We start from the raw sequence: 26,633 nt of genomic DNA, 5'->3' as shown, positions 1-26,633 counted from the left end.
GGGAACGCCGAACAATCCGATAATCGACTGAGTGTTCGTTTATCGAACAGATTGTTGTTTGGCTATCGATCTGCTCACACCGCGAAAACCGTGGCGAGGGAGCTTGCTCCCTCGCCACGGGTGTGGTGGATCCGGGTTGTGCAGCTTGGCTCCTCAGGTCGCATCCGCATGGCTGACCATGCCCTTGATCACCACCGCCGCAGTCGCCAGGGCTGCCGGAATGACCAAGGCAGTCAGGACCTGCTCGAAGTTCCAGCCCAGGCCCAGCAAGGTCGCGCCCATCCAGGCACCGAGGATTGCGCCGAAACGACCAATGCCCAGCATCCACGACACGCCCGTAGCCCGGCCCTGGGTGGGATAGAAACGCGCCGCCAGGGAAGGCATCGCCGATTGCGCGCCGTTGACGCACATCCCGGCCACCAGCACCAGCGTGGCGAGCAAGGTGATGTTGCCCAGGCTCTGCCCTACCGCGTAGGCAAATATGCCAGCCATCAGGTAGAAAAGGCCGATGACCTTGTGCGGATTGAACCGGTCCATCGCCCAACCCACGCCAACCGCGCTCAATACGCCGCCGAATTGAAACAACGCGCCGATAAACGCCGCCTGCTCCATGCTTGCGCCGCTGTCGCGCATCAGCGTCGGTAGCCAACTGGTCAGCAGGTAGACGATCACCAGCCCCATGAAATAGGTCAGCCACAGCAACAGCGTGCCGGCGCTGTAGGTACCAGAGAAAATCACCGCCAGTACATTACGGGCTTTCACGGTTTTCTGTTCCGGCACGCTGAAGCTTGCGGCCTGGGCCACCGTGTTGGGTTCGATCGGCGCCAGGGCCTTGCGCACTTTGTCGGTGCCGCGATTGCGCACCAGAAGGTAACGCGCCGACTCCGGCAGCCAGAACAACAGCACCACTGCCAGGATCAGCGGCAAAATCCCGCCGATCAACAACAGGCTGTGCCAGCCAAACGCGGGTATCAGCTTGGCGGAGATGAACCCACCGCCAGCCATGCCCAGGTTGAAACCGCAGAACATGCTGGTCACCAAGAGGGATTTCTTGCGTTCCGGAGTGTATTCCGACAGCAAGGTGGTGGCGTTGGGCATCCCGGCACCCAGTCCCAGGCCGGTCAGGAAACGCAGCACCAGCAATTGATCGACATTGGTGCTGTAGGCCGACGCCAGGCTAAACGCGCCGAACAGCAAGACCGCGCCCACCAGTACGACTTTTCGTCCAAAACGGTCAGCCAATGGGCCGGAACCCAGTGCGCCGAACACCATGCCGATCAACGCGGCACTCATCACCGGGCCGAGGCTGGCGCGATCGAGGCCCCAGTCCTGAGACAGGGCTGGGGCAATGAAGCCCATGGCCGCTGTATCGAGGCCGTCGAGGAAGACAATCAGAAAGCAGAGAATCACCACCCGCCATTGATAGCGCGAGATCGGTTGAGCATTGATGAAAGATTGCACGTCGAGGCAGGTGCCTACGGAAGTTTGGGGCTGATTCATTTTATTGTTATTCCACGCAAGAAACGCAGGCGTACAGAGGTCGCCCTCCAACGGCCGAGCCAGACTCGATCACGCCGGATGACGCTGCCGCGACATTAATGAGGCGCGGCAAACACCGTCAATTCGCCAGAGGCGACTCTGTGCGTTTATCGAACAGCTTAAGTGAACAGTTGCGCACTGAGGTCGCGACTGGCCCCCAGCAAGCCTGGCAGGAAGCGCTGTTCCAGCTCATTGCGGCTGACCCGCCCGGCATGGGTGCTGACATTCAGCGCCGCCACCACCTGCCCGGAAGCGTCGTACACCGGCACGGCAATCGAACGCAGGCCCTGCTCCAATTCCTGATCGACGATACACCAGCCCTGCTGCCGCACTTGTTGCAGGCACTCAAGCAACGCTTCGGGTGTGTGCAGGGTACGGCTGGTCTTGGCCTGCAGGTCGGCATGGTCGAGGTAATCACGCAGCGAAGCGTCGTCGAGGGCGGCCAGGAGAATCCTCCCCATGGAGGTGCAATAAGCCGGCAGACGCCCGCCAACGGAGAGGTCTACGGAGATCAGCCGCTGGGTGGTGGCCGACCGGGCAATATAGAGAATATCGTCGCCTTCGAGCGTCGCCATGTTGCACGCCTCGTGCAACTGTTCGCTCATGCGGTCCAGGTACGGCTGGGCGGAAACAGCCAGGGGCGTCGATGACAGATAGGCGTGGCCGAGGGTCAAGACTTTGGGTAACAGGGAATAGGTGCGTCCGTCAGTGGTGGCGTAGCCAAGCTTGATCAAGGTATGCAGGCAACGCCTGACGGCGGCGCGGGGGATTTCCGTACGGTGGCTGATCTGGGCGATCGTCAAGTGCCGTTTGCGCTCCTGGAACGCCTGGACCACCGCCAGCCCCCGGGCCAGGGACGTCATGAAGTCCGGGTCGCCGGTCAGGGCCTGGATCCGCTTGGCCGGCGAGGCGACGATCGGAGGCGCTACTGAAGTGAAGGCATTGCGCAGTTGGTCGTTCATGTCTGGTCCTTCCCGGCGAATGACGGCTATTACAAGCGGCGCCCGATGGGCAGACAAGCGCTAAACCGCCAAGATCGTTCGATTATCGAACCAGCGGCCGATAATCGCAATCAGCTCTATGTGGGAATCCGCTTCGGATGCCGTACGCACTCGATGCAAGTTCACGCTCCCAGGCGATTGGACTTGAACACGATGCCTGGGACATTGAACTTGTTACGTTCAATGACGTCAGCCTACCGGCACTTGTCGGGCATGTGCTGAAACCTAATTGCCACAAGTTGCGCATACAAACATGGATTCACACAACAACCGATACTTTTAATTTTTCCCGATAGTGTTATTCGAGTGGACCGCTATAATGCACTTCAGTGACGGAGCGGCCAATCGACCGTTCCCGTCCGCAGGGCGCCGCAGTTTGTTGCGTGGTGCCCGCAACAGGTGCACGAAGCACCTTGATGGCCGCTTCCCCTGTATTGGCAACAACACGAAGCCCTGATGCTACGTCAGCTGTCAGCTCTGGTGCCGTGGCCGTCTGCATGTCTACATGCAGTGCGTATCACCAGATTCAATTTCACTTTATTAGGTAGAACTGTGACGAAAGACGAACTGCGCGCGGAACTAGAGCGCCAGGAACAACGTTACAAGGAAGTTTACGGCGGGGAAGTCACCACCTACGCCGCGCAGCCTGAACCGGAACGCAAACCCTGGCGTAAGCGTGCCACCGTTCAGGACCAGGCCTTCACCCAGGAACTGCAGAAAATGGAAAAAGAACTCAAGGCCGAAGAGCAATGACGCTCAAGGCTTGATGTTCTTGTGAAGCGGTATCCGGCCAACACTCAGGCCGGACGCCGATGCTGGACGCCCGTCACGAGCGGGCCGTCATCTCCTTTCCGCTAACGGTCGAGGAGTACTCGTGAACAAACTTTTTCAGATCCTTCGTACATCGACCTGAAGTACCTTCAGCGCCGAGACCGCCCTTGCCTTTCGGGCTTTTCAGCCCGAAATCAACGGGTTGCATACCCTGTCGAAATCCCCGACCAGCGCGTTTCCTACAAATTATTTCGTTGAAGAATGTTACCGATGAGCAGGCGATGCATCGATTGCCATGGTTTTCTGGCATAATCGCGCCCCCTTACGACCGGGTCAGAAAACCTTCATGATCGATTTATTCAGCGGACTGGATGCTTGGGTGCTCGTGAGCCTCTTGCTCGCCCTGGCTTTTGTCCTCGCCTTCGAGTTCATCAACGGCTTTCATGACACCGCTAACGCGGTTGCCACTGTTATCTACACCAAAGCCATGCCGCCTCATCTGGCGGTGTTCTTTTCCGGTGTGTTCAATTTCCTCGGCGTGCTGCTGGGCGGCGTGGGGGTGGCGTATGCCATCGTTCACCTGTTGCCCGTGGAGCTGCTGATCAATGTGAACACCGGACACGGCCTGGCCATGGTGTTTTCGCTGCTCGCAGCGGCCATCACCTGGAACCTGGGTACCTGGTACTTCGGTATCCCGGCCTCCAGTTCCCACACGCTGATCGGCTCGATCCTCGGCGTGGGCCTGGCCAACGCCCTGATCAACGATATTCCGTTGGCCGACGGGGTGAACTGGCAGAAGGCGATCGATATCGGCGCTTCCCTGGTGTTCTCACCCATGGCCGGTTTCCTGGTTGCCGCCCTGGTGTTGATTAGTCTGAAATGGTGGCGCCCGCTGTCGAAGATGCACAAGACGCCGGAACAGCGCCGCAAGATCGACGACAAAAAGCATCCACCGTTCTGGAATCGCCTGGTGCTGGTGATCTCGGCCATGGCTGTCAGCTTCGTCCACGGCTCCAACGATGGCCAGAAAGGTATCGGCCTGATCATGCTCGTGCTGATCGGTATCGTGCCTGCGCAGTTCGTACTCGACCTTGGCAGCACCACCTATCAGATCGAACGGACGCGCGACGCGACGTTGCACCTGAGCCAGTTCTACCAGCGCAACAACGAATCCCTGGGTGAGTACCTGGCGCTGGGCAAAAGCGTGAAAGGCGATCTGCCGGAAAAATTCCGCTGCAACCCGCAGCAGACAGAGCCCACCATCGCTGCACTGCTCGACACGCTCAAAGGCGTGGCGGACTACCATTCGCTGCCGTCGGAGAGCCGCATCGAGGTGCGCCGCTACCTGCTCTGCCTGGATGACACGGCGAAGAAGGTCGGCAAGCTGCCAGGCTTGGCGGCCCGCGAGAAAGACGACCTGAACAAGCTGCGCAAGGACCTGACCGCCACCACCGAATACGCCCCGTTCTGGGTGATCCTGGCGGTCGCCCTGGCCCTGGGCCTGGGCACCATGGTCGGTTGGAAGCGTGTGGTGCTGACCATCGGCGAGAAGATCGGCAAGCAAGGCATGACCTATGCCCAAGGCATGTCGGCACAGATCACCACAGCGTGCATGATCGGCGCGGCGAACATCTTCAGTCTGCCGGTTTCCACCACCCACGTGCTGTCCTCGGGCGTGGCCGGCACCATGGTCGCCAACAAAAGCGGCCTGCAAGGTGGCACCGTGCGCACCATCCTGCTGGCTTGGGTATTGACCCTGCCGGCGACGGTGGCGCTGTCGGCCGGCTTGTTCTGGCTGGCGTCCAAGGCCCTCGGTAGCTGATTCCAGCGGCCCATTAAAAAGGTGCGACCCTGCTGGGTCGCACCTTTTTTTATGCTCAAAACACCCAACCCTGTGGGAGCGAGCTTGCTCGCGATAGCGTCAGGTCAGCCGATATCAATGGCGGCTGAAACGCCGCTATCGCGAGCAAGCTCTCCCACAGTTGTTTTGTCGAAGCAAAAAAAATTGCCAAAAAAAAGGGCGACCGAAGTCGCCCAAAATGCCTTGCGTGCTCGTTGTAGCCGGAAAGATCTACGGCTTTTTGCGCTTATGCGCGTCTTTCCAGATGAATAATCCAAAGCCTGCGAAAAACACGAACATGAGGCCGACCGTGAACACCCCGGCAAACACCACATTATCGAAAAACATGACTGGCCTCCTGGTCTTGCCCCTGTTGCGATGGGTTCAAGTTAACCAATCAGGCCTGGATGAAAATTGACCGGGGTCAATAACGCCCGCGACGGGGCGTAAAGGTGGGGAAATAACTGATCTACATCAATGGTTCGAGGGGGGGCTCAACGCTTTTTCGGTTTGTTCTTCGGCTTTTTCTTGGGTTTGGTCAGGGGCATGGCCTGCTCGAAAGCCTGGCGGACTTCATTGAGGCGCTTTTCGTTGAGGTCGTGAACGCGCTTGGCGCGCTCAGCGTTGAGGTCAATCAGTTTGTCATCTTGGCTCATGGCGTGTCGGCATCGTGCAGTGAATTGCGGATGCGCCCATGATGCGGGCTGTTGGCGGTGTTGACCAGCCTGCGTACGTCGGCAAGCGCCTGCATCAGATCTGGATATCGACCCACAGGCCCTGGCGCGACTCTTCTTCCATCAGCGGCACTACCGGCACGGTGTTATCGGCATTGAGTTCGGTACCCGGTATGGCCAGGTGCTCTTCGGGGTCTTCCTCGGCTTCGTGGCGACGCTTGTCGCGTTCCTGCTGACGGCGCTGTTCCTCACGCAGCAGCAGCGCGGCCTCTTCCGGGTCACGATTTTGCAGGTCGATGGTGCTTTCGTTGGAGCTTTGCTGCACCGGGACCACGGGCGGTATGTCCGGTCGCTGGCGGACCGGGTCCTGTTGAGCGGTGATCGGTACAACGCTCAGAGGAAGTATGGGTGGCAACATAAAGGTCTCCTGTCTTCAGGTTGTCGGCTGAGGGGATGGCAGCTTGAACCGCCGGTCTGAAACTTGTGACCCAGTTGGCATTGTCGCAGCACTCAGGGTCGAGCTTGTTTGATCCCTGAGCCCACTTAAGTTCCGTACCGTCGCGTGACGAATCAGCCCCGTGGCAGCGTAATGCTTACGTAATTCCTTTGGTCTGAGGGATCATTCCGTTAAGATAACCGGCTTTTTCAAGGCGGGAGTCAGGCAGCATGGCGCAGCAGTATCAACCGGGGCAACGCTGGATCAGTGACAGCGAAGCCGAGCTGGGTTTAGGCACCGTTCTGGCACAGGACGGCCGCTTGTTGACCGTGCTCTATCCGGCCACTGGCGACACTCGCCAGTACGCGCTACGGAATGCGCCCCTTACCCGTGTACGGTTTTCGCCGGGCGATGTGATCACTCACTTCGAAGGCTGGAAAATGACCGTGCGCGAAGTCGATGATGTCGACGGGCTGCTGGTCTACCACGGCCTCAACGGGCAGAACGACGTCGTCACCCTGCCGGAAACCCAGCTGTCGAACTTCATCCAGTTCCGCCTGGCCAGCGACCGTCTGTTCGCCGGCCAGATCGACCCGCTGGCCTGGTTCTCCCTGCGCTACCACACCCTGGAACACACCAGTCGCCAATTGCAGTCTTCGCTGTGGGGCCTGGGCGGCGTACGTGCCCAGCCGATCGCCCACCAGTTGCATATCGCCCGCGAAGTGGCCGACCGCATTGCGCCGCGGGTGTTGCTGGCAGACGAAGTAGGCCTGGGCAAGACCATCGAAGCCGGCCTGGTGATCCACCGCCAACTGCTTTCCGGCCGCGCCAACCGCGTATTGATCCTGGTGCCGGAAAACCTTCAGCACCAGTGGTTGGTGGAAATGCGTCGGCGTTTCAATCTGCAGGTCGCGCTGTTCGACGAAGAACGCTTCATCGAAAGCGATGCCAGCAACCCGTTCGAAGACACCCAACTGGCCCTGGTGGCGCTGGAGTGGCTGGTGGACGATGAGAAAGCCCAGGATGCGCTGTTCGCCGCCGGCTGGGACTTGATGGTGGTCGATGAAGCCCACCATCTGGTATGGCACGAAGATCAGGTCAGCCCGCAATACGCCCTGGTCGAACAGCTTGCCGAGACCATCCCGGGCGTGCTGCTGCTGACCGCGACCCCGGAACAACTGGGCCAGGACAGCCACTTCGCCCGCCTGCGCCTACTGGACCCGAACCGCTTCCATGACCTCAAGGCCTTCCGCGCCGAAAGCGAAAATTATCGCCCGGTGGCCGAAGCCGTGCAGGAGCTGCTGGACAAGGGCCGTCTCTCGCCCGAAGCCCACCAAACCATCCACGGCTTTTTGGGCAACGAAGGCGAAGCCTTGCTGACCGCCGTCAATGATGGCGATATCGAAGCCAGCGCCCGCCTGGTCCGCGAACTGCTGGACCGCCACGGTACCGGCCGCGTGCTGTTTCGCAATACCCGCGCCGCCGTGCAGGGTTTCCCGGAGCGCAAGCTGCACGCCTACCCGCTGCCGTGCCCGGCCGAATACCTCGAGCTGCCGTTGGGCGATCACGCCGAGCTATACCCGGAAGTCAGCTTCCAGGCCCAGCCGGACGCCAGCGAGGAAGAACGCTGGTGGCGCTTCGATCCGCGCGTCGAGTGGCTGATCGACACCCTGAAGATGCTCAAGCGCACCAAGGTGCTGGTGATCTGCGCCCACGCCGAAACCGCCATGGACCTGGAAGACGCCCTGCGCGTGCGTTCCGGCATCCCGGCCACGGTTTTCCACGAAGGCATGAACATTCTGGAGCGTGACCGCGCGGCGGCCTATTTCGCCGACGAAGAGTTTGGCGCCCAGGTGCTGATCTGCTCGGAAATCGGCAGCGAGGGTCGCAACTTCCAGTTCGCCCATCACCTGGTGCTGTTCGACCTGCCGGCGCACCCGGACTTGCTGGAGCAGCGTATCGGCCGCTTGGACCGGATCGGCCAGAAGCACATCATCGAGCTGCATGTGCCTTATCTGGAAACCAGCCCGCAAGCGCGTCTGTTCCAGTGGTATCACGAAGCCTTGAATGCCTTCCTCAACACCTGCCCGACCGGCAACGCCTTACAGCATCAGTTCGGCCCGCGCCTGCTACCACTCCTGGAAGAAGCCGACGATGGCCAGTGGCAAGCACTGATCGACGAAGCCCGTGCCGAACGCGAGCGCCTGGAAGCCGAGCTGCACACCGGTCGCGACCGCCTGCTGGAGCTCAATTCCGGCGGTGCGGGTGAAGGTGATGCGCTGGTGGAAGCCATTCTCGAACAGGACGACCAGTTCGCCCTGCCGATCTACATGGAAACCCTGTTCGACGCGTTCGGCATCGACAGCGAGGACCATTCGGAAAACGCGCTGATCCTCAAGCCGAGCGAAAAAATGCTCGACGCCAGCTTCCCGCTGGGTGACGACGAAGGCGTGACCATCACCTACGACCGCAACCAGGCGCTGTCTCGCGAAGACATGCAGTTCATCACCTGGGAACACCCGATGGTGCAGGGCGGCATGGACCTGGTGCTGTCCGGTTCCATGGGCAACACCGCCGTGGCGCTGATCAAGAACAAGGCCCTCAAGCCAGGCACCGTGTTGCTGGAACTGCTCTACGTCAGTGAAGTGGTTGCCCCACGCTCACTGCAACTGGGCCGTTATCTGCCGCCGGCCGCCCTGCGCTGCCTGCTGGACGCCAACGGCAACGACCTGGCCGCCCGAGTCGCGTTCGAAACCCTGAACGACCAACTGGAAAGCGTGCCCCGTGCCAGCGCCAACAAGTTCATCCAGGCCCAGCGCGACCAACTGACGCCACGGATCAACGCGGGTGAAGAGAAGATCGCCCCGCGCCACGCCGAACGCGTGGCCGAGGCCCAGCGTCGCCTGGCCGCCGATACCGACGAGGAACTGGCACGCCTGACCGCCCTGCAAGCCGTCAACCCAACCGTGCGCGACAGCGAACTGGTGGCCCTGCGTCAACAACGCGAACAAGGCTTGGCGATGCTTGAAAAGGCGGCGCTGCGCCTGGAGGCGATTCGAGTGTTGGTGGCGGGCTGATAAACCCGGACACCAACCCGATTAATTGTGCCGGAGAGCTTTTGTGGCGAGGGAGCTTGCTCCCGCTGGGCTGCGCAGCAGCCCCAACAAGGCTGACCTCCACCCGGCTCGACGGGGTGAAACTCAGATTTTCAGGGGCGCTTCGCGCCCCAGCGGGAGCAAGCTCCCTCGCCACGATGTCCAGTGCCTCGCTTTACGGGCTGTAATACCCCACCGCTACCAGGAAATGCCCGACCTCTTTCAGGTAGGCGTGCTTATCCTCGACCTTGCCGGTCACCGGGTTCTTCCAGCGGTACTCGTATTCCCCCTCGTCCTGCTTGCCGATCAACGCCAGGATCGGCTCGCCCACCGGTTTGCCATCCGGGTCCTTGACCTTGGCGAAATCGGTATTGATCAACCGCAGATTGGTGCCATGACCGACATACCGTCGGGTATTGAGGTCGACGACAAAGACATACAGGTCATCCTGCAGATAACCGCCCTTGAGGGAATTAATCGCCGTGAGCGTAGCCTTCTCATTCTTCAACAGGTCGCTCGAAGCCTTGCCCAGCAGCGCCCTGGCCTGCTCGGCAGAAGCCCGTGGCAGGTAGTAGCCGACCGCCAGGATTCGCTCGCCGACCCGCTGGAAATACACATGCTTGCGCTCGACCTTGCCGTCGGCCCAGTTCTGCCAGCGATACTCGGCCTGCTGGATGCCGCTGGCTTCCGGGGTTTTCAGGGCGTCCTTGAAGGCTTTGCGCAAGTCCGGCCCCAGCACCTCGGAGACGTCTCGGCCTATCAACGCCGAGGAGGGGCCGCCGCTGGCGAGCATGACACCCTGGGTATCCACCACGAACACGTAGCGGTCCTTGTCGACGAACTCCCCTTGACGGCTGAAAGCGGCAAACGCTTTGTCCCCGTTGTCGTGATAATAGGCCAAGGCCTTTTCCAGCAGGGCTCGGGCCGCCTGGCCATCGTCGGTTGTCGCGGCGTGAACCGGCGCCAACCCCAGCATCAAGACTGCGCCCAGCCAGGCCATCTTATGAAAAAAACCCATACGCACGCCCCTCGTTCTTGTTGGTGTTTCAAGAGCGTAGACGGCGTGGGGTGATGTAGGAGTATTCACGGGATTGCAGTAGGGTGCTTCACATCAAAACCTGTGAGCGCGAGCTTGCTCGCGCCCACAGATCTGTCATTGAGCCCGGCTGCTCAGTTGCTGCTGCAAATACTGGATCTGCGATTGCAAGGTATTGATGTTGCGGGTGACCTGGCCACGGAACGCATCGAACTCGGCGGTGCTCCCCCCCTTATCCTGCTGGCTCTTGAGCACGATCACGTCCTGCTCAAGGCGCTCGATGGCAGAATTGGAGGTGGCTCTTTTCAGGGCAGTGATGTCGGCCCCGATGCTCTTGAGCTGGGCATCCAGGGCACCACCCTCACCTTGGCTTTTCAGGGTGGACACTTCAGCCGCCAGCGCCTTGACCTGGGCTTGGAGGTCCTTGTTGGAGGCTTGCAGCTGAGTGTTGGTGTTCTGCTGTTCAGTGGTATGGGCAATGAGCTGGGCCAGCTCCTTGTCCAGGTCGGCGGACGGACCGAACGCCACCTGCTGTTGCCTGTACTGCTCCAGCAGCTTGTTGTCGAATTGCCGGCCCTGCTCCTGCAACTTGGTGTCCAACTGTTTGATCTGCAACTTCAAGGCTTCACTGTCGCTCATCACATTGGATTGACCGGCGACAACCTTGCCGGAAAATTCCTGCAAGCGTCCCGCTGCATCTTCACTGATCCGGGCGAAGCTCTCCTGGGTGGCCACCAGTTGCTGTTCCATCAGGGCAATCTGCTGGAAACTCCACCAGGCCAGGAAGCCGAATGCACACAACAGCGCACCAACCAATGCCCACAGCGGCCCGGTGCTGGGGCCCTTGACCTTGTCCGCGACAACAGGTGCCGGGCGCGCCTGCACATGGGGCTGGCGGTTGGGCAGAAAGTCATCGTCATCGGGAACGTCGGCCCGCATCCGCAAGCTCGGGATATCGTCGAAGTCGTCGTTGGCATCGTTACGCATGGGCATGGGTTCAACCTTTGGGAAACCGGTGATGGCATGATACGGCGAGTATAACCCCCTCGCCCGCCGCACCGATTGACCCCGAACATCGCACTCGGTTCATGACGGACCGATCAGCGGGCGTCCTGGGCTTTCCACCAGGTGCAGAATTCATCGAGGGCCGTCCACAGGCTGACCTGTGGATCGTAATCCAGATAATGCCGGGCCCGGGCGATGTCCAGGGTGAAATCCTTGTTCATGACCTGCATGCCCAGGCGCGACAGCGTCGGTTCGGGGCGGCCCGGCCACATCTTGCAAAAACCTTCATTCAGAGTGGCAACACTATAAGCCAACCCGTAGGAGCAATAACGCCGGACCTCAGGGACTTCCATCTGTCGCATCACATAGTTGACCACATCCCACAGCGGGACGGGTGCTCCGTTGCTGATGTTGTAGGCCTTGCCCAAGGCAGAATCAGTGGCCAACAGACTGCTGAGCAGCGCTTCGTTGAGGTTCTGCACGCTGGTGAAATCCACCTTGTTCAAGCCGTTGCCAACGATGGCCAGCCGCCCCTTGCGCTGCATGTTCAACAGCCGCGGAAAAATGCTCATATCACCCGCGCCAGTCACGAAGCGTGGCCGCAGGGCCAGCACTTCTAGGCCGAACTCCTGGGCGCCGAAGACTTTCTGTTCGGCCAGGTACTTGGTGGCGGCGTAGGGATGCTTGAACCGCTTGGGCACCTGCTCTTCCGTCAGACCAAGGTGATCACGACCGTCGAAGTAAATGGAGGGCGACGACAGGTGGACCAGGCGCCGGACCTTCTGCTTGAGACAGGCCTCGACGATATTTTCCGTGACCTGGACATTGCCCTGGTGAAAATCCTGATAGCGGCCCCAAAGCCCCACCGCCCCGGCGCAATGCACCACGGCGTCGACGTCCAGGCACAGATCGCGAGCCAGCAACGGATCGCTCAGGTCCCCTTGGATGAATTGCGCACCGCGACGCACCAGATGCTCCACGCTCTCGGCCCGGCGACCGGTGACCCGCACATCCAGGCCCTGCTCCAGGGCGAAGCGCGCAAAGCGTCCGCCAATGAAGCCGCTTGCGCCGGTGACCAGAATTTTCATGAATGCTCCTAGAAATCAGATTCGAGCTACAAGCCACAAGCTTCAAGCCAAGGGCTTTTCACTTACCGCCTGCAGCGTGCTGCTTGCCGCTGCGATCAAACGCTCGGTCAATAAACCGAGCAACTGCCCACCATTGCGCCAATGATGCCAGTACAGCGGCACATCGATCGGTTTATCTGCCAACAATTCCACCAACACACCGCGTTCCAGCTGCTCACGCACTTGCAGCTCCGGCACGAGCCCCCAGCCCAGTCCGGCCTCGGTGAAGCGGATAAAGCCTTCGGAAGACGGGCACAAGTGGTGTTCGAATCCGCCTTCGACGCCCAGGGAAGCAAGGTAGCGGTGTTGCAGGAAATCATCCGGGCCGAACACCAATGCCGGTGTGCGCGCCAATAGATCGGCCCGCACCCCGTCGGGAAAGTGCCGGGCGATAAACGCAGGGCTGGCCAGCGCCCGATAACGCATGGCGCCCAGCAGCACACTACGGGCGCCGGCCACCGGACGTTCACTGGCGCAAACACACGCCGCCACTTCGCCGGCGCGCATGCGCTTGAGACCCACGTCCTGGTCTTCCACCACCAGGTCGAGCAGCAGGTGGTGCGCCGCGCAGAAGTCGCTTACCGCTCCCGCCCACCAGGTTGCCAGGCTGTCGGCGTTCAAGGCGATGCGCAGACGCTCTGGCAATCCCTCCTCATCCAGCGCCGGCACCAGGCTTTGCAGGTCACGCTCCAGCAGACGGACCTGCTGCACATGGTTGAGCAGCCGGCGACCGATCTCCGTGGGTGCCGGCGGCGTAGCGCGTACCAGCACCGGCTGGCCGATACGCGCCTCCAGCAGCTTGATCCGTTGGGAAATGGCCGATTGCGACAAACCCAGCACCTGGGCGGCACGCTCGAACCCGGCTTGTTCGACCACCGCAGCCAGGGCAGAAAGCAATTTGTAGTCGAACATCAGTTTTCCTAATGGGCGATGAGCAGTATTGGTTTTTCTTATACAACGTCTCACCGGAGAATGACCAGCAATCGAACACTGACCCCAGGAGAAACAAGCGATGTGGCAAAGTTATGTGAACGGACTGCTGGTAGCCCTCGGGTTGATCATGGCCATCGGCACGCAAAACGCGTTTGTACTGGCCCAGAGCCTGCGCCGCGAGCATCACTTGCCGGTGGCCGCACTGTGCGTCACCTTTGATGCGCTGCTGGTGGCCGCCGGCGTGTTCGGGCTGGCGACGCTGCTGGCCCAGAGCCCATTGTTGCTGTCGATCGCGCGCTGGGGCGGCGCGGCATTCCTGCTCTGGTATGGCAGCCTGGCGTTGCGTCGGGCCTGTTCGAAGCAGAGCCTGCAACAGGACGGAAAACAGGTCGCGCGCTCGCTACGGGCGGTACTGCTCAGCGCACTGGCGGTGACACTCCTCAATCCCCACGTGTACCTCGACACCGTGCTGCTGATCGGCTCCCTCGGCGCCCAGCAAAGTGTGCCCGGCGCCTATGTCGTGGGCGCCGCCAGTGCCTCGCTGCTGTGGTTTTTCACCCTGGCCCTCGGCGCGGCATGGCTGGCCCCGTGGCTGGCACGGCCGAGTACGTGGCGGATACTGGATGTGCTGGTGGCGATGATGATGTTTACCGTGGCGGGACAGTTGATCGTCTCGGGTTGATTATTCCAAACCGCTCTGGAACCTCTATTCCACACAGTTGTTGCGTGGTTATGCCGCACCCCCGGTGCTATGATCCGACTCCTGCGCCGCAAAGAGTACAAACTCCCCGGCGCTAGTCTGGCCGCCCGTGATCGGCCTTGCGCTCACCGCAACTGACCTGATTAGGAGAATCACCATGGCTTTCGAATTGCCGCCACTGCCCTATCCACACGACGCACTGGCGCCACACATTTCCAAAGAAACGCTGGAATACCACCACGACAAGCACCACAACACTTACGTCGTGAACCTGAACAACCTGGTGCCTGGCACCGAGTTCGAAGGCAAGACCCTGGAAGAAATCGTCAAGACTTCCTCGGGCGGTATCTTCAACAACGCCGCTCAGGTCTGGAACCACACCTTCTACTGGAACTGCCTGGCGCCAAACGCCGGCGGTGAACCAACCGGCGCGCTGGCTGAAGCCATCAACAAGGCCTTCGGTTCGTTCGACAAGTTCAAGGAAGAGTTCAGCAAAACCTCCATCGGCACCTTCGGTTCCGGCTGGGGCTGGCTGGTGAAAAAGGCTGACGGTTCCCTGGCCCTGGCCAGCACCATTGGCGCCGGCAACCCGCTGACCAGCGGCGACACCCCGTTGCTGACCTGCGATGTGTGGGAACACGCCTACTACATCGACTACCGCAACGTTCGTCCTAAATACGTCGAAGCGTTCTGGAACCTGGTCAACTGGAAATTCGTGGCTGAGCAGTTCGAAGGCAAGACCTTCACCGCCTAAGCCGTGATGCCAGACAAAAGAACCCGGCGCCTCGCCGGGTTTTTTTTACCTTGCCTCCAGGTCCAGCCCTCGATTCCAAGGACATAACCTCGCATCTGAAATTCAATAAAAAGTCCGTCCTGGCCTCAAGTTGCGGCCCTTTCCAACCGACACAATGGCTGTAGAGCAATAGCTCGGAAAAAACTGCGTATCGGCCAGGCATCCAGTGAAGAACCCTGTGTTTGATTGTCCCTTTGACTGACATCACAGGATTGCCAATACTCATGGCAACTTGACGCTACCCGCACGGAACAAGGAACCCCTCTTTGAAGCTGGAACTCAAGAACAGCTTGTCTGTGAAGTTGCTCCGGGTCGTGCTCCTCTCGGCATTGATCGTTGGCATGGTCTTGAGCTGTGCGCAGATCGTGTTCGATGCCTACAAAACCAACCGGGCCGTGGCCAGCGACGCCCAGCGGATTCTCGATATGTTCCGGGACCCTTCCACCCAAGCCGTCTATAGCCTGGACCGGGAAATGGGTATGCAGGTGATCGAGGGGCTGTTCCAGGATGACGCCGTGCGCATGGCCTCCATCGGCCATCCTCACGAAACCATGCTCGCGGAAAAGACTCGCCCGCTGCAAAAGTCCGAAAGCCGCTGGTTGACCGACCTGATCCTGGGCAAAGAGCGCACCTTCACGACGCAGCTAGTGGGACGCGGGCCCTACAGTGAATACTACGGCGACCTGAGCATTACCCTCGACACCGCCACCTACGGCCAGAGTTTCATCGTCAACTCGGTCATCATCTTTATCTCGGGGATGCTGCGAGCACTGGCCATGGGCATGGTGCTGTACCTGGTCTATCACTGGATGCTGACCAAACCGCTGTCGCGAATCATTGAACACCTGACCGAAATCAATCCCGATCGCCCCAGCGAGCACAAGATCCCGCAGCTCAAGGGTCACGAAAAAAACGAACTGGGCCTGTGGATCAATACCGCCAACCAGTTGCTCGAATCCATCGAGCGCAACACGCACCTGCGCCATGAAGCGGAAAACAGTCTGCTGCGCATGGCTCAATACGACTTCCTCACCGGCCTGCCGAACCGTCAGCAGTTGCAACAGCAACTGGACAAGATCCAGGTGGATGCCGGACGCCTGCAACGTCGAGTGGCGGTGCTGTGTGTAGGGCTGGATGATTTCAAGGGCATCAACGAACAGTTCAGCTATCAGACCGGCGACCAATTGCTGCTGGCCCTGGCGGATCGGCTGCGGGCTCACAGTGGGCGTCTCGGCGCCCTGGCCCGGTTGGGGGGCGACCAGTTCGCCCTGGTCCAGGCCGACATCGAGCAGCCCTATGAAGCCGCCGAGTTGGCCCAGAGCATCCTGGATGATCTGGAGGCGCCGTTCGCCATCGACGATCAGCAAATCCGCCTGCGGGCCACCATTGGCATTACGCTCTTTCCCGAAGATGGCGACAGCACCGAGAAGCTGTTGCAAAGAGCCGAGCAGACCATGACGCTGGCCAAGGCTCGCTCGCGCAATCGCTACCAGTTCTACATCGCCAGCGTCGACAGCGAAATGCGCCGTCGTCGCGAACTGGAGAAGGACCTGCGCGAGGCCTTGGCCCGCGAACAATTCTCCTTGGTCTACCAGCCGCAAATCAGTTACCGCGACCTGCGGGTGGTGGGGATCGAAGCCCTGATCCGCTGGCATCACCCAGAGCACGGCCTCGTGCCGCCGGACTTGTTCATTCCCTTGGCCGAGCAGAACGGCACCATCATCGCCATCGGCGAATGGGTACTGGACCAGGCCTGCAAACAGTTGCGCGAATGGCATGACCAGGGTTTCGTCGACCTGCGCATGGCGGTCAACCTGTCGACGGTGCAGTTGCACCATGCCGAACTGCCACGGGTGGTGAACAATCTCTTGCAGATGTACCGTCTGCCGCCACGCAGCCTGGAGCTGGAAGTCACCGAAACCGGCCTGATGGAAGACATCACCACCGCCGCCCAGCACCTGCTGAGCCTGCGCCGCTCCGGCGCGCTGATTGCCATCGATGACTTCGGGACCGGTTATTCGTCCTTGAGCTACCTCAAGAGCCTGCCGCTGGACAAAATCAAGATCGACAAGAGCTTCGTCCAGGACCTGCTCGATGACGAGGACGACGCGACCATCGTCCGCGCGATCATCCAGTTGGGCAAAAGCCTGGGGATGCAGGTGATCGCCGAAGGCGTCGAGACGGTCGAGCAGGAGGCGTACATCATCGCCGAGGGCTGTCACGAAGGTCAGGGGTATTACTACAGCAAACCGTTGCCGGCGCGGGAATTGAGCGTTTATCTAAAGCAGGCGGAGCGCAGCAAGGTCTCCATCATCTGATTCTTTCTTAACGGGCTTTACAGATTGCAGCCTTCAGCAGTTCCTACAACGGATCGTAATTGTTCCGTAGGACCTTGGAAGGCTGCAATCCTGTATTGATTAAATAAGAAATATTTACAGCCACAACCCTTTACACATAATGCAAATCTTTCGCATTATGTCGCAGCTTTGCGCACCTCGCGCCTGTCCCATCCAATTACCGAAGCAGGATGTTCGCCATGATTCGTATGCCTCTGGCCACCGCCAGTCTGCTGGCCATTGCTATTTCCCTCGCCGGTTGCGGCGAAGGCAAAGACAAGGCCGCCGCGCCGCAGGCGCCAACGCCCGCTGCCAGCACCGCGGCACCGGCTGCTCCGGCGGCCACCGGCAAGATCGACGAAGCGGCGGCCAAGGCTGTTGTCGCGCACTACGCCGACATCGTCTATGCCGTCTACAGCGATGCTGAATCCACCGCGAAAACCCTGCAAACCGCCGTCGACGCGTTCCTGGCCAAGCCGAACGCCGATACCCTGAAAGCCGCCAAGGCTGCCTGGGTCGCCGCCCGTGTGCCTTACCTGCAGAGCGAAGTGTTCCGCTTCGGCAACACCATCATCGACGACTGGGAAGGTCAGGTGAACGCCTGGCCCCTGGACGAAGGCCTGATCGACTACGTCGACAAAACCTACGAGCACGCATTGGGTAACCCGGGCGCCACCGCCAACATCATCGCCAACACCGAAGTTCAGGTGGGTGAAGACAAGGTCGACGTGAAGGACATCACCCCGGAAAAACTTGCCAGCCTCAACGAGCTGGGCGGTTCCGAGGCGAACGTCGCCACCGGCTACCACGCCATCGAATTCCTGCTGTGGGGCCAAGACCTCAACGGCACCGGTCCTGGTGCAGGCAACCGCCCAGCTTCCGACTATCTGGAAGGCGCCGGCGCTACTGGCGGTCATAACGACCGTCGTCGCGCCTACCTCAAGTCCGTGACCCAACTGCTGGTCAATGACCTGCAGGAAATGGTTGGCAATTGGAAGCCGAACGTGGCTGACAACTACCGCGCCACCCTGGAAGCCGAACCGGCCGAAAGCGGCCTGCGCAAGATGCTGTTCGGCATGGGCAGCCTGTCCCTGGGTGAACTGGCGGGCGAGCGCATGAAGGTGTCCCTGGAAGCCAACTCGCCAGAAGACGAGCAAGACTGCTTCAGCGACAACACCCACAACTCGCATTTCTACGATGCCAAAGGCGTGCGTAACGTCTACCTGGGCGAATACACCCGCGCCGACGGTACCAAGATGACCGGCGCCAGCCTGTCGTCCCTGGTGGCCAAGGCCGACCCGGCCGCCGACACCGCGCTCAAGGCCGATCTGGCTGACACCGAAGCCAAGATCCAGGTCATGGTCGATCACGCCAACAAGGGCGAGCATTACGACCAACTGATCGCCGCCGGTAACACCGCCGGCAACCAGATCGTCCGTGACGCCATCGCCGCACTGGTCAAGCAGACCGGTTCGATTGAACAGGCTGCGGGCAAACTGGGCATCAGCGACCTGAACCCGGACAGCGCTGATCACGAGTTCTGATCGACGTTGGCTGACTGAAAAAGCGACCTTCGGGTCGCTTTTTTTTGCCTGATGCCCGTCGCCTGAAGGAAATAAATTCGAACAACAACCCTGTGGCGAGGGAGCTTGCTCCCGCTGGGTCGCGAAGCGGCCCTGTTTTTGGGGCTGCTGCGCAGCCCAGCGGGAGCAAGCTCCCTCGCCACAGGGTTCTGCTTTCGGCGGGATCATGTCACCGCAACCCCGCAAGCCGCCCCTCGATAAACCGCCGCTCCGGCAGTTGCTGCGTCAACTCCAGCGCTCGTCGATACGCCGCCCTCGCCTCGTCCAATCGCCCCAACTGCCGACAGAATTCTGCCCGTGCCGAGTGGGCCAGGTGATAGTCCAGCAATTCACCGCGCCCCAGGATCCCATCGATCAAGCGTAACCCTTCCAGCGGACCATCGCGTTTGGCCAGCGCGGCCGCGCGATTGAGCTCGATCACCGGCGACGGCACGGCACGCAGCAGCACATCGTAAAGCCCGACGATCTGCGGCCAGTCGGTCTCCTGCGCCGTGGGCGCTTCGGCATGCACCGCCGCAATCGCCGCTTGCAGGCAATAAGGCCCGAACCGCCGAGTACTCAGTGCGGCTTCCACCAGGGCACAGCCTTCGGCGATCAGCTCGGCGTCCCACAGGGAACGGTCCTGTTCATCGAGCAGCACCAGCTCACCGGCGTGTGAGGTTCTTGCCGGCCGTCGAGACTCGTGCAGCAGCATCAACGCCAACAACCCCATGACCTCGGCTTCGGGCAGCAACTCCATCAGCAGACGCCCGAGGCGGATCGCTTCGCGGGTCAGGTCTTCGCGGGTCAGCTCGGCGCCCATGGACGCCGAATAACCTTCGTTGAACACCAGGTAAATCACCCGCAGCACGCTGTCCAGCCGATCGGGCAGTTCCGAGCGAGAGGGCACCTGATAAGGGATCTTCGCATCGCGAATTTTCGCCTTGGCCCGCACGATGCGCTGGGCAATGGCCGCTGGGGCGGCGAGGAAAGCCCGGGCGATCTCCTCGGTGGTCAAGTCGCAGACTTCCCGCAACGTCAGCGGTACTTGGGCATCAGCAGCCAGGGCCGGGTGGCAACAGGTGAAAATCAGCCGCAGACGATCGTCTTCCACGTCTTCCTCACTCCAGTCGGTCTGCTCCAGTTCTTCGAGCTGGGCAATCAACAGGGGGCGAGACGCGGCAAAACGTGCGCGCTTACGCAAACTGTCGATGGCCTTGAAGCGCCCGGCAGACACCAGCCACGCCCGCGGATTGTCCGGCACACCGTCGCGTTGCCAACGCTCGACCGCGATGAAGAAGGCCTCGTGCAAGGCTTCTTCCGCCAGGTCGAAATCCCCCAGCAGGCGAATGAGGGTCGCCAGGATTCGCCGCGAATCCTGCCGATAAACCTGCTCGACCCGCGCCTTGACCGCTTCGGCCGACATCAGTCGGGCATGCCTTGGGTCACCAGGGTTTCGAGCCGGTCCAGGCTTTGCCCCCAGCCCTCATGGAAGCCCATGGCTTCGTGGGCCTGACGGTCTTCTTCGCTCCAGTGCAGGGCGCGGGCGGTGTAACGGGTTTTACCATCCTCCTCTTCGAGCAGCACTTCGGCGGTCATGAAGGCTTTGCCGGAAGGCATCCACCCGGGTACAAACGCATCGGTAAACACCAGGCGCCGCGGCGCGACGATTTCCAGGAATACCCCCAGGGTCGGGTATTCACTGCCGTCGGGGGCGCGCATCAGCGTGCGAAACTGGCCGCCGACCCACAGGTCCATTTCGCACTCCGGCGTGGTCATACCGTGGGGGCCCCACCATTGGACCAGCAAGGCCGGCTCGGTCCAGGCGCGGAAAATCTTCTGGCGCGGGGCATCGATCACCCGGCTGATGGATAGCTCGAAAGGGGCAGGCTTGAGGTTCATGGATGAAATCCTGTTTGTGATTGTTGTTCAGGGGTTCAGTTGGCGTACCGGCCGGACTTCGACGCAGCCGACCCGGGCCGCCGGAATATTGCCGGCGACCTGGATGGCTTCGTTCAAGTCCTTGGCGTCGATCAGGTAGAAGCCCGCCAGTTGCTCCTTGGTTTCAGCGAACGGGCCGTCGGTAATCGACAGTTTGCCGCCGCGCATGCGCACCGTGGTAGCGGTCTGCACCGACTCCAGGGCTTCGGCGGCGAGCATCCGCCCGCTGCCCTGGATCGATTCGGCATAGGCCATGCACTCGGCATCCTCCGGGCTGTCAGGCGAGCTGTGCAGCACGTGTTCGTTGCTATAGACCAGGCATAAGTACTTCATGGAAAGCTCCGTGATCGAACTGATCAACTATGGACGGCGCAAAGACGCTTGGCGAAAAAACCGACGATCAGGGTTGCAGGTCGAACAGCGCTGTACCGGCCATCGGGTCGAACGGGGCTGACCAGTGTTCATGGACAATCCGCCATTGCCCGGCTACACGCTGGTAACAGGCCGTTACGCGCATCCAGCAAGCCTGTTCCTCGCCCTTCTCGTTGGTGCCGCCGCAATAGGCCAACCAGTGGGCGAAGGCGATGTTGTCAGCCGGGGTAATCTTGATTTGATGAAAGTCGAACTTGTGCGGGCCGGGGCACATTTCCATGCAAGCTTGCCAATGGGCCCGGTAAGCGACCTTGCCTTTGAATTGCAAGGCCTGGATGGCATCGAACGAGACAATGTTCTCGTCATACAGCGCCATGACCTTTTCGACGTCCTTGGTCATGACGGCCTGGCGATAAGTATCGATCAGGGCTTGGATTTCAGTTTCAGTGGCTTGAGTGTTCATGGTGATTCTCCGCAGGTTTTTGTTGAAGACACCCTTTGTCGTTTGGAGAAACGGTAAATCGACAATCAAACAAAAATAATCCAAAGAAAAAAGTTCGCTAGAATTCCAGCCCACCCTGCCAACAGCCAACGGACGTTTTGTGACCGCTCAGCTCATCCCTTACGAAGCGCTCACCGCGCTTCAACGCCAGCAGGTCGAAACCATCGAGGTCCACCCCGAACAGGTCAAGTTCGTCGGCGACATCTACGGTGCGCTGCATGCGCTGCTGCCCAGGCCTAGTCCGGGGGTCAAGGGGTTCGCGCTATTGGCTGACGACGTGCCAGTGGCGTTCCTGTTGCTCAAGCGCCCACCCGTACTGCCCGCCTGGGCCAATGAGCACAGCGCCACCCTGCACGCGCTGCAAGTCGACCATCGGCAACAGGGCAAGGGGTACGGCAAGGCCTGCCTGCAGGCGCTACCCGATGTGGCACGCGCGGTGTGGCCGCAGATCAGGGGACTGGAGCTGTCGGTGGACGCACAAAACGAATCGGCCATTGGCTTGTACACCCGGCTCGGCTGGGTCGACTGCGGCGAGGCTTACAAGGGCCGCATCGGGTATGAGCGGCGGATGGAGTGGGTGTTTGACAAACAGAATCAACGATCAATAGGCGCTAAATGTGGGAGCGAGCTTGCTCGCGATGAGGGCATATCAGTCGACATCGGCGTTGGCTGATCCGCCGCTATCGCGAGCAAGCTCGCTCCCACAGGAACCCGCGACGATCAGCTCGGCTTGAGCGGTATCCAGATCTCCAGGGTGCCTTCGCCGGTCTTGGGGTTGAAATCTTCGCTGTAGCGCTCGAATTCCGGTTCGTCCGCCGCTTCATGCCCGGACTGCGGCAACCACTCTTTCCAGATGTACTGAAACGTATCCTGCAGGCTTTTCAACGGGCCTTTGTGTTCGAACACCGCGTAATGCCCGGGCGGGATCTCGATCCAGCGGTATTGTTCAGGCAGATCGTCGAGCCGGCTGATTTCCACCCCGGCGATGTATTCAAACCCGCCCTTCCCGTCCGCATTGCAACACACGCCGTAGGTCACTTCGTCTTTCTGCCCTGGCACCTTACCGAGCCAGGGCAAAAACTTTTCCCAGAGCAGGGGAATGTCCTGGGCTGTCTCCTGGGTAAAACGGGCACCAAAACCCGCGATCAACTGAAAACGTCCGTGTTCAAAGCGTGGTTCGGCATCGGGTTTGTGCTTTTCCATGCGTCAACACTCCGGAAAAGGTGAAGTCGGGATTGGCAGTATAGAAGCCAAACAGTGATTGCCAGGCCGTTTCGCTTATCAAAATCCAGGCAACACGGTTGCGGCGGTTTTTCCTACAAACTCGTTGTATCCAGAAATAATCACATAGACTGCGAAATAGCAGAAGATCGCCGCCGATGCCCAGTAGGAGTAGCGCAACAGTTTATCGCCCAACAATTTACCGCCTTGGGTCGCTGCCAGGCACAGGGCCGCGCACCACAACAGCCCGGCACAGAGAAACCCGCTGAGAAACAGCGCCGAGCTGAGCAATGTCCCACCGCCCGAACGAGCGATGAGTGTGCCGCCCACCGCCGCGAACCAGAGAATGGCGCTGGGCGATGACATGGCCAGGAAAATCCCGCGAAAGAACGCCTGGCCAGAAGAATCGCCCCGTCCCTCGCCTGCCTGCGCCAGCACTGCGCTGTGGTAAATCGCCGAGTGGATCATCTTCGCCGCAAAATACAGCAGCAGCACCGAACCGCCGATCCATAGCACCCAGCGCACCGCTTCGTATTGCAGCAGCACGGTCATGCCGGCCAGGGCCAGGACGGCATAGACCAGGTCGCCCACGCAGGTACCCAGGCCCAGGGCGAAACCCTGGAAATAGCCGCGCTGCATCGCCAGGGTAATCATCGCGATATTGGCCACGCCAATGTCCAGGCACAAGGAGAGGCTCAGCAAGAAACCGCTGGAAAATTCCATCATCATTCCGTTCGAATTTTGGCTAGGGCAGGTTGAACCGTCCGCAGGCGTGGAGGAAGGTCGCACGTGCGGAGCGACAGTGTCGTCGAAAATAGTTCTGCGCCGCTACTGGACAATTTGCCATCAGCCCCATTATCTTCCGCCGCAGGCCACCGCAGTGGCCAACGTCGCTCGGACGGTTCCGGGCGCTCACGTATTTCGAGGCAACAATGGCCGAACAAGGTTCGCCGCGCCGCTTTGCGCGCATCGATCGACTCCCCCCGTATGTATTCAATATCACTGCCGAGCTGAAGATGGCTGCGCGTCGGCGTGGCGAAGACATCATCGACTTGAGCATGGGTAACCCCGACGGCGCCACGCCACCACACATCGTGGAAAAACTGGTCACCGTCGCCCAGCGTGAAGACACCCACGGCTACTCCACCTCCAAAGGTATCCCGCGCCTGCGCCGCGCCATTTCGCGCTGGTACAAGGACCGCTATGAAGTGGACATCGACCCGGAAACCGAAGCCATCGTCACCATCGGTTCCAAGGAAGGCCTGGCGCACCTGATGCTGGCGACCCTGGACCAGGGCGACACGGTGCTGGTGCCCAATCCCAGTTACCCGATCCACATCTACGGTGCGGTGATCGCTGGCGCCCAAGTGCGTTCGGTGCCGTTGGTGCCCGGGGTGGATTTCTTCGACGAACTGGAGCGGGCCATTCGCGGGTCGATTCCGAAACCAAAGATGATGATCCTCGGTTTCCCGTCCAACCCCACCGCCCAATGCGTGGAGTTGGATTTCTTCGAACGGGTCATCGCCCTGGCCAAGCAGTACGACGTGCTGGTGATTCACGACCTGGCCTACGCCGACATCGTCTACGACGGCTGGAAAGCCCCGTCGATCATGCAAGTGCCCGGCGCGAAAGACATTGCCGTGGAGTTCTTCACCCTGTCCAAAAGCTACAACATGGCCGGCTGGCGCATCGGTTTCATGGTGGGCAACGCGGAACTGGTCAACGCCCTGGCGCGAATCAAGAGCTACCACGACTACGGCACCTTCACCCCGCTGCAGGTGGCGGCCATTGCGGCCCTTGAAGGCGACCAGCAATGCGTGCGCGACATCGCCGAGCAATACCGCCAGCGCCGCAATGTGCTGGTCAAGGGGCTGCATGAGCTGGGCTGGATGGTGGAAATCCCCAAGGCGTCGATGTACGTCTGGGCCAAGATTCCCGAGGCCTATGCACACCTGGGCTCGCTGGAGTTCGCCAAGAAGCTGTTGGCCGAGGCCAAGGTCTGCGTCTCGCCGGGGGTGGGGTTCGGGGAATACGGGGATGATCACGTGCGCTTTGCGCTGATCGAAAACCAGGACCGGATCCGCCAGGCAGTGCGCGGAATTCGCGGGATGTTCAGGGCGGATGGGTTGGTACACAAACCCAACAGCTGATACGAAAACCAATGTGGCGAGGGAGCTTGCTCCCGCTGGGCCGCGAAGCGGCCCCAATGCGCCCACCGCTGCATTCTAATGAATCGCGGTGGCCGGTTGCGACTGCTCCGCAGTCGAGCGGGAGCAAGCTCCCTCGCCACAAATGTTCTGCTGCGCTTAGATCACCAGCGACAACAGCAGGATAAAGCCCAGCGCCACCACGGACAGGATGGTTTCCATCGCGGTCCAGGTCTTGAAGGTTTCCGCCACGGTCATGTTGAAGTACTGCTTGACCAGCCAGAAGCCCGCATCGTTGACGTGGGACAGGACCAATGAACCGGCACCGGTCGCCAGGACCAGCAACTCACGGTTCACACCTGGAATCATCCCCACCACTGGCACCACGATCCCGGCACCGGTAATGGTCGCTACCGTGGCCGAACCGGTCGCCACGCGGATCACCGCCGCCACCAGCCAGGCCAGCAGGATCGGAGATATCTGCGCGTTCACCGCCATGTGGCCGATCACGTCGCCCACACCGCTGGTGACCAGCATTTGCTTGAAGCCACCACCGGCACCGATGATCAGGATGATTGCGGCGGTCGGCGCCAGGCTCGCATCCAGCCACTTGAGCATCTGGTTGGAACCAATGCCCTGCTTGTAGCCGAAGGTGTACAGCGACAGCAACAAGGCCAGCAGCAACGCCGAGATCGGGTGACCGATCATGTCCATCCAGGCGCGGAAGATATTGCCCTCCGGCAGCGCCACGTCAGCGAAAGTCTTGAGCAGCATCAGGAACACCGGCGACAGCACGGTGATCAGGGTGATGCTGAAGCTCGGCAGATCAGCGGTATCCGTTTCGCGCGCCAGTTGATCCACCAGTTCCTGATTCGGATGGCCGGGGATGTATTTGGCAATGAACGTACCGAAGATCGGCCCGGCAATGATGGCCGTTGGCAGCGCCACGATCAGGCCATAGAGAATGGTTTTGCCGATGTCGGCGCCAAACACACCAATCGCCAGCAGCGGCCCCGGGTGCGGCGGCACCAGGCCGTGGACCGCGGAAAGACCGGCCAGCAGCGGGATACCGATCTTGATGATCGACACGCCGGTGCGGCGCGCGACGATGAACACCAGTGGGATCAGCAGCACGAAGCCGATTTCGAAAAACAGCGGAATGCCCACCAGGAACGCGGCGAACATCATGGCCCACTGCACCTTGTCCTTGCCGAAAGCGCGAATCAACGTCTGGGCGATCTGATCGGCCCCACCCGATTCAGCCATCATCTTGCCGAGCATCGTGCCCAGCGCCAGGATGATGCCGACAAAGCCCAGCACGCCACCAAAGCCGTCCTGGAAGGCCTTGATGATGGTGCCGGTCGGCATCCCCGACGTCAGGCCGAGGAACGCGGCGGCGATGGTCAGCGCAATGAATGGGTGCAACTTGAACTTGGTGATAAGGACGATAAGTCCGATCACCGTGACCACTGCATCAAGCAGCAGAAACGACTCGTGGGACATGCCAAACATGGGGGTGTCTCCTGATTTGTTGTTGTTATTGAAGCAGTTATTTGTAAGCCATCGGGACAGCGCTATCTTTCTGACGCAAATGTGTTGAAG

24 protein-coding genes and 1 pseudogene are annotated in these 26,633 nt (G+C 60.5%); 9 read left to right on the top strand and 16 right to left on the bottom strand.

What is annotated here, in order from left to right; genetic code table 11:
* Positions 1-153 precede the first annotated feature (153 nt).
* Positions 154-1,500, bottom strand: a complete 1,347-nt coding sequence (gene pcaK / locus QNH97_RS06565; RefSeq protein WP_283556119.1) for a 4-hydroxybenzoate transporter PcaK — start codon at positions 1,498-1,500, stop codon at positions 154-156.
* Positions 1,501-1,658: 158 nt separating this feature from the next.
* Positions 1,659-2,501 (bottom strand): pca regulon transcriptional regulator PcaR, encoded by an 843-nt coding sequence (pcaR, locus tag QNH97_RS06560; protein ID WP_003184507.1) that lies wholly within the window; start codon positions 2,499-2,501, stop codon positions 1,659-1,661.
* Between the two features lie 591 nt (positions 2,502-3,092).
* Between pcaR and QNH97_RS06555 the strand changes: the two genes are divergently transcribed.
* Both QNH97_RS06555 and QNH97_RS06550 read left to right on the top strand, forming a co-directional pair.
* Positions 3,093-3,293 carry a hypothetical protein gene (locus tag QNH97_RS06555; RefSeq protein ID WP_003184509.1) on the top strand — a complete coding sequence of 67 codons (201 nt, stop codon included), beginning with the start codon at positions 3,093-3,095 and terminating at the stop codon, positions 3,291-3,293.
* Positions 3,294-3,657: 364 nt separating this feature from the next.
* Positions 3,658-5,133, top strand: a complete 1,476-nt coding sequence (locus QNH97_RS06550) for an inorganic phosphate transporter (RefSeq protein ID WP_283556118.1) — start codon at positions 3,658-3,660, stop codon at positions 5,131-5,133.
* Positions 5,134-5,382: 249 nt separating this feature from the next.
* Here QNH97_RS06550 and ccoM read toward each other — a convergent pair whose 3' ends face one another.
* From ccoM to QNH97_RS06535, 3 genes are all read right to left on the bottom strand, one after another.
* On the bottom strand, positions 5,383-5,499 hold the full coding sequence (ccoM, locus tag QNH97_RS06545) for a cytochrome c oxidase subunit CcoM (RefSeq protein ID WP_283556117.1): 117 nt from the start codon (positions 5,497-5,499) through the stop codon (positions 5,383-5,385).
* A gap of 146 nt (positions 5,500-5,645) precedes the next feature.
* A complete protein-coding gene (locus QNH97_RS06540) occupies positions 5,646-5,807 on the bottom strand; it encodes a hypothetical protein (RefSeq protein ID WP_283556116.1) in 162 nt (53 codons plus the stop codon).
* 94 nt (positions 5,808-5,901) lie between these two features.
* Entirely contained in the window at positions 5,902-6,243 is a 342-nt protein-coding gene (locus QNH97_RS06535) for an aspartate-semialdehyde dehydrogenase (protein WP_283556115.1), read from the bottom strand.
* 248 nt (positions 6,244-6,491) lie between these two features.
* On the opposite strand from QNH97_RS06535, the gene rapA reads away from it, so the two are divergent.
* Entirely contained in the window at positions 6,492-9,338 is a 2,847-nt protein-coding gene (gene rapA, locus QNH97_RS06530) for an RNA polymerase-associated protein RapA (protein WP_283556114.1), read from the top strand.
* Between the two features lie 193 nt (positions 9,339-9,531).
* Here the strand turns inward: rapA and QNH97_RS06525 are convergent, their stop codons facing one another.
* The 4 genes from QNH97_RS06525 to QNH97_RS06510 all read right to left on the bottom strand — a co-directional run bounded on the left by QNH97_RS06525 (position 9,532) and on the right by QNH97_RS06510 (position 13,436).
* Positions 9,532-10,374 carry a cache domain-containing protein gene (locus QNH97_RS06525; RefSeq protein WP_283556113.1) on the bottom strand — a complete coding sequence of 281 codons (843 nt, stop codon included), beginning with the start codon at positions 10,372-10,374 and terminating at the stop codon, positions 9,532-9,534.
* A gap of 135 nt (positions 10,375-10,509) precedes the next feature.
* Positions 10,510-11,385 (bottom strand): ATPase, encoded by an 876-nt coding sequence (locus QNH97_RS06520; RefSeq protein WP_283556112.1) that lies wholly within the window; start codon positions 11,383-11,385, stop codon positions 10,510-10,512.
* Positions 11,386-11,492: 107 nt separating this feature from the next.
* A complete protein-coding gene (locus QNH97_RS06515) occupies positions 11,493-12,485 on the bottom strand; it encodes an NAD-dependent epimerase/dehydratase family protein (protein WP_283556111.1) in 993 nt (330 codons plus the stop codon).
* Positions 12,486-12,527: 42 nt separating this feature from the next.
* Complete coding sequence (locus QNH97_RS06510; protein ID WP_283556110.1) at positions 12,528-13,436, bottom strand: LysR family transcriptional regulator ArgP; 909 nt, start codon at positions 13,434-13,436, stop codon at positions 12,528-12,530.
* 100 nt (positions 13,437-13,536) lie between these two features.
* On the opposite strand from QNH97_RS06510, the gene QNH97_RS06505 reads away from it, so the two are divergent.
* From QNH97_RS06505 to QNH97_RS06490, 4 genes are all read left to right on the top strand, one after another.
* Positions 13,537-14,139, top strand: coding sequence for a LysE/ArgO family amino acid transporter (locus QNH97_RS06505; protein ID WP_283556109.1), 603 nt, complete (start codon positions 13,537-13,539; stop codon positions 14,137-14,139).
* A gap of 175 nt (positions 14,140-14,314) precedes the next feature.
* The gene (locus tag QNH97_RS06500) at positions 14,315-14,911 is read left to right on the top strand and encodes a superoxide dismutase (protein ID WP_283556108.1); all 597 of its coding nucleotides are present in this window, start codon (positions 14,315-14,317) and stop codon (positions 14,909-14,911) included.
* Between the two features lie 305 nt (positions 14,912-15,216).
* On the top strand, positions 15,217-17,268 hold the full coding sequence (locus QNH97_RS06495; RefSeq protein WP_283556107.1) for a putative bifunctional diguanylate cyclase/phosphodiesterase: 2,052 nt from the start codon (positions 15,217-15,219) through the stop codon (positions 17,266-17,268).
* A gap of 218 nt (positions 17,269-17,486) precedes the next feature.
* Positions 17,487-18,830, top strand: coding sequence for an imelysin family protein (locus QNH97_RS06490; RefSeq protein WP_283556106.1), 1,344 nt, complete (start codon positions 17,487-17,489; stop codon positions 18,828-18,830).
* 208 nt (positions 18,831-19,038) lie between these two features.
* On the opposite strand, the gene QNH97_RS06485 is transcribed toward QNH97_RS06490, so the two are convergent.
* The 4 genes from QNH97_RS06485 to QNH97_RS06470 form a co-directional block, all read right to left on the bottom strand.
* A complete protein-coding gene (locus QNH97_RS06485; protein WP_283556105.1) occupies positions 19,039-20,274 on the bottom strand; it encodes an RNA polymerase sigma factor in 1,236 nt (411 codons plus the stop codon).
* Positions 20,274-20,750 carry an SRPBCC family protein gene (locus QNH97_RS06480; protein ID WP_283556104.1) on the bottom strand — a complete coding sequence of 159 codons (477 nt, stop codon included), beginning with the start codon at positions 20,748-20,750 and terminating at the stop codon, positions 20,274-20,276. Before QNH97_RS06480 ends, QNH97_RS06485 begins: the two co-directional genes overlap by 1 nt.
* A gap of 27 nt (positions 20,751-20,777) precedes the next feature.
* Complete coding sequence (locus tag QNH97_RS06475) at positions 20,778-21,122, bottom strand: YciI family protein (protein ID WP_025212275.1); 345 nt, start codon at positions 21,120-21,122, stop codon at positions 20,778-20,780.
* Positions 21,123-21,189: 67 nt separating this feature from the next.
* Positions 21,190-21,624: a YybH family protein gene (locus QNH97_RS06470; RefSeq protein WP_283556103.1), complete on the bottom strand. Its 435-nt coding sequence runs from the start codon at positions 21,622-21,624 to the stop codon at positions 21,190-21,192.
* A gap of 139 nt (positions 21,625-21,763) precedes the next feature.
* Here QNH97_RS06470 and QNH97_RS06465 point away from each other — a divergent pair.
* Positions 21,764-22,246: pseudogene (locus tag QNH97_RS06465) on the top strand (GNAT family N-acetyltransferase); the annotation flags it as partial.
* A gap of 137 nt (positions 22,247-22,383) precedes the next feature.
* On the opposite strand, the gene QNH97_RS06460 reads toward QNH97_RS06465, so the two are convergent.
* A complete protein-coding gene (locus QNH97_RS06460) occupies positions 22,384-22,866 on the bottom strand; it encodes a GyrI-like domain-containing protein (protein WP_283556102.1) in 483 nt (160 codons plus the stop codon).
* Positions 22,867-22,944: 78 nt separating this feature from the next.
* Positions 22,945-23,607: a LysE family translocator gene (locus tag QNH97_RS06455; protein WP_283556101.1), complete on the bottom strand. Its 663-nt coding sequence runs from the start codon at positions 23,605-23,607 to the stop codon at positions 22,945-22,947.
* 209 nt (positions 23,608-23,816) lie between these two features.
* Between QNH97_RS06455 and alaC the strand changes: the two genes are divergently transcribed.
* Positions 23,817-25,034 (top strand): alanine transaminase, encoded by a 1,218-nt coding sequence (gene alaC / locus QNH97_RS06450; RefSeq protein WP_283556100.1) that lies wholly within the window; start codon positions 23,817-23,819, stop codon positions 25,032-25,034.
* A gap of 156 nt (positions 25,035-25,190) precedes the next feature.
* Here the strand turns inward: alaC and QNH97_RS06445 are convergent, their stop codons facing one another.
* Positions 25,191-26,543, bottom strand: coding sequence for a GntP family permease (locus QNH97_RS06445; protein ID WP_283556099.1), 1,353 nt, complete (start codon positions 26,541-26,543; stop codon positions 25,191-25,193).
* Positions 26,544-26,633 lie beyond the last annotated feature (90 nt).

It is taken from the genome of Pseudomonas sp. G2-4 (genome assembly GCF_030064125.1).
Lineage (GTDB): Bacteria > Pseudomonadota > Gammaproteobacteria > Pseudomonadales > Pseudomonadaceae > Aquipseudomonas.
The sequence above is the reverse complement of the archived record's forward strand: the minus strand, read 5'-3'. Positions and strand labels throughout refer to the sequence as shown.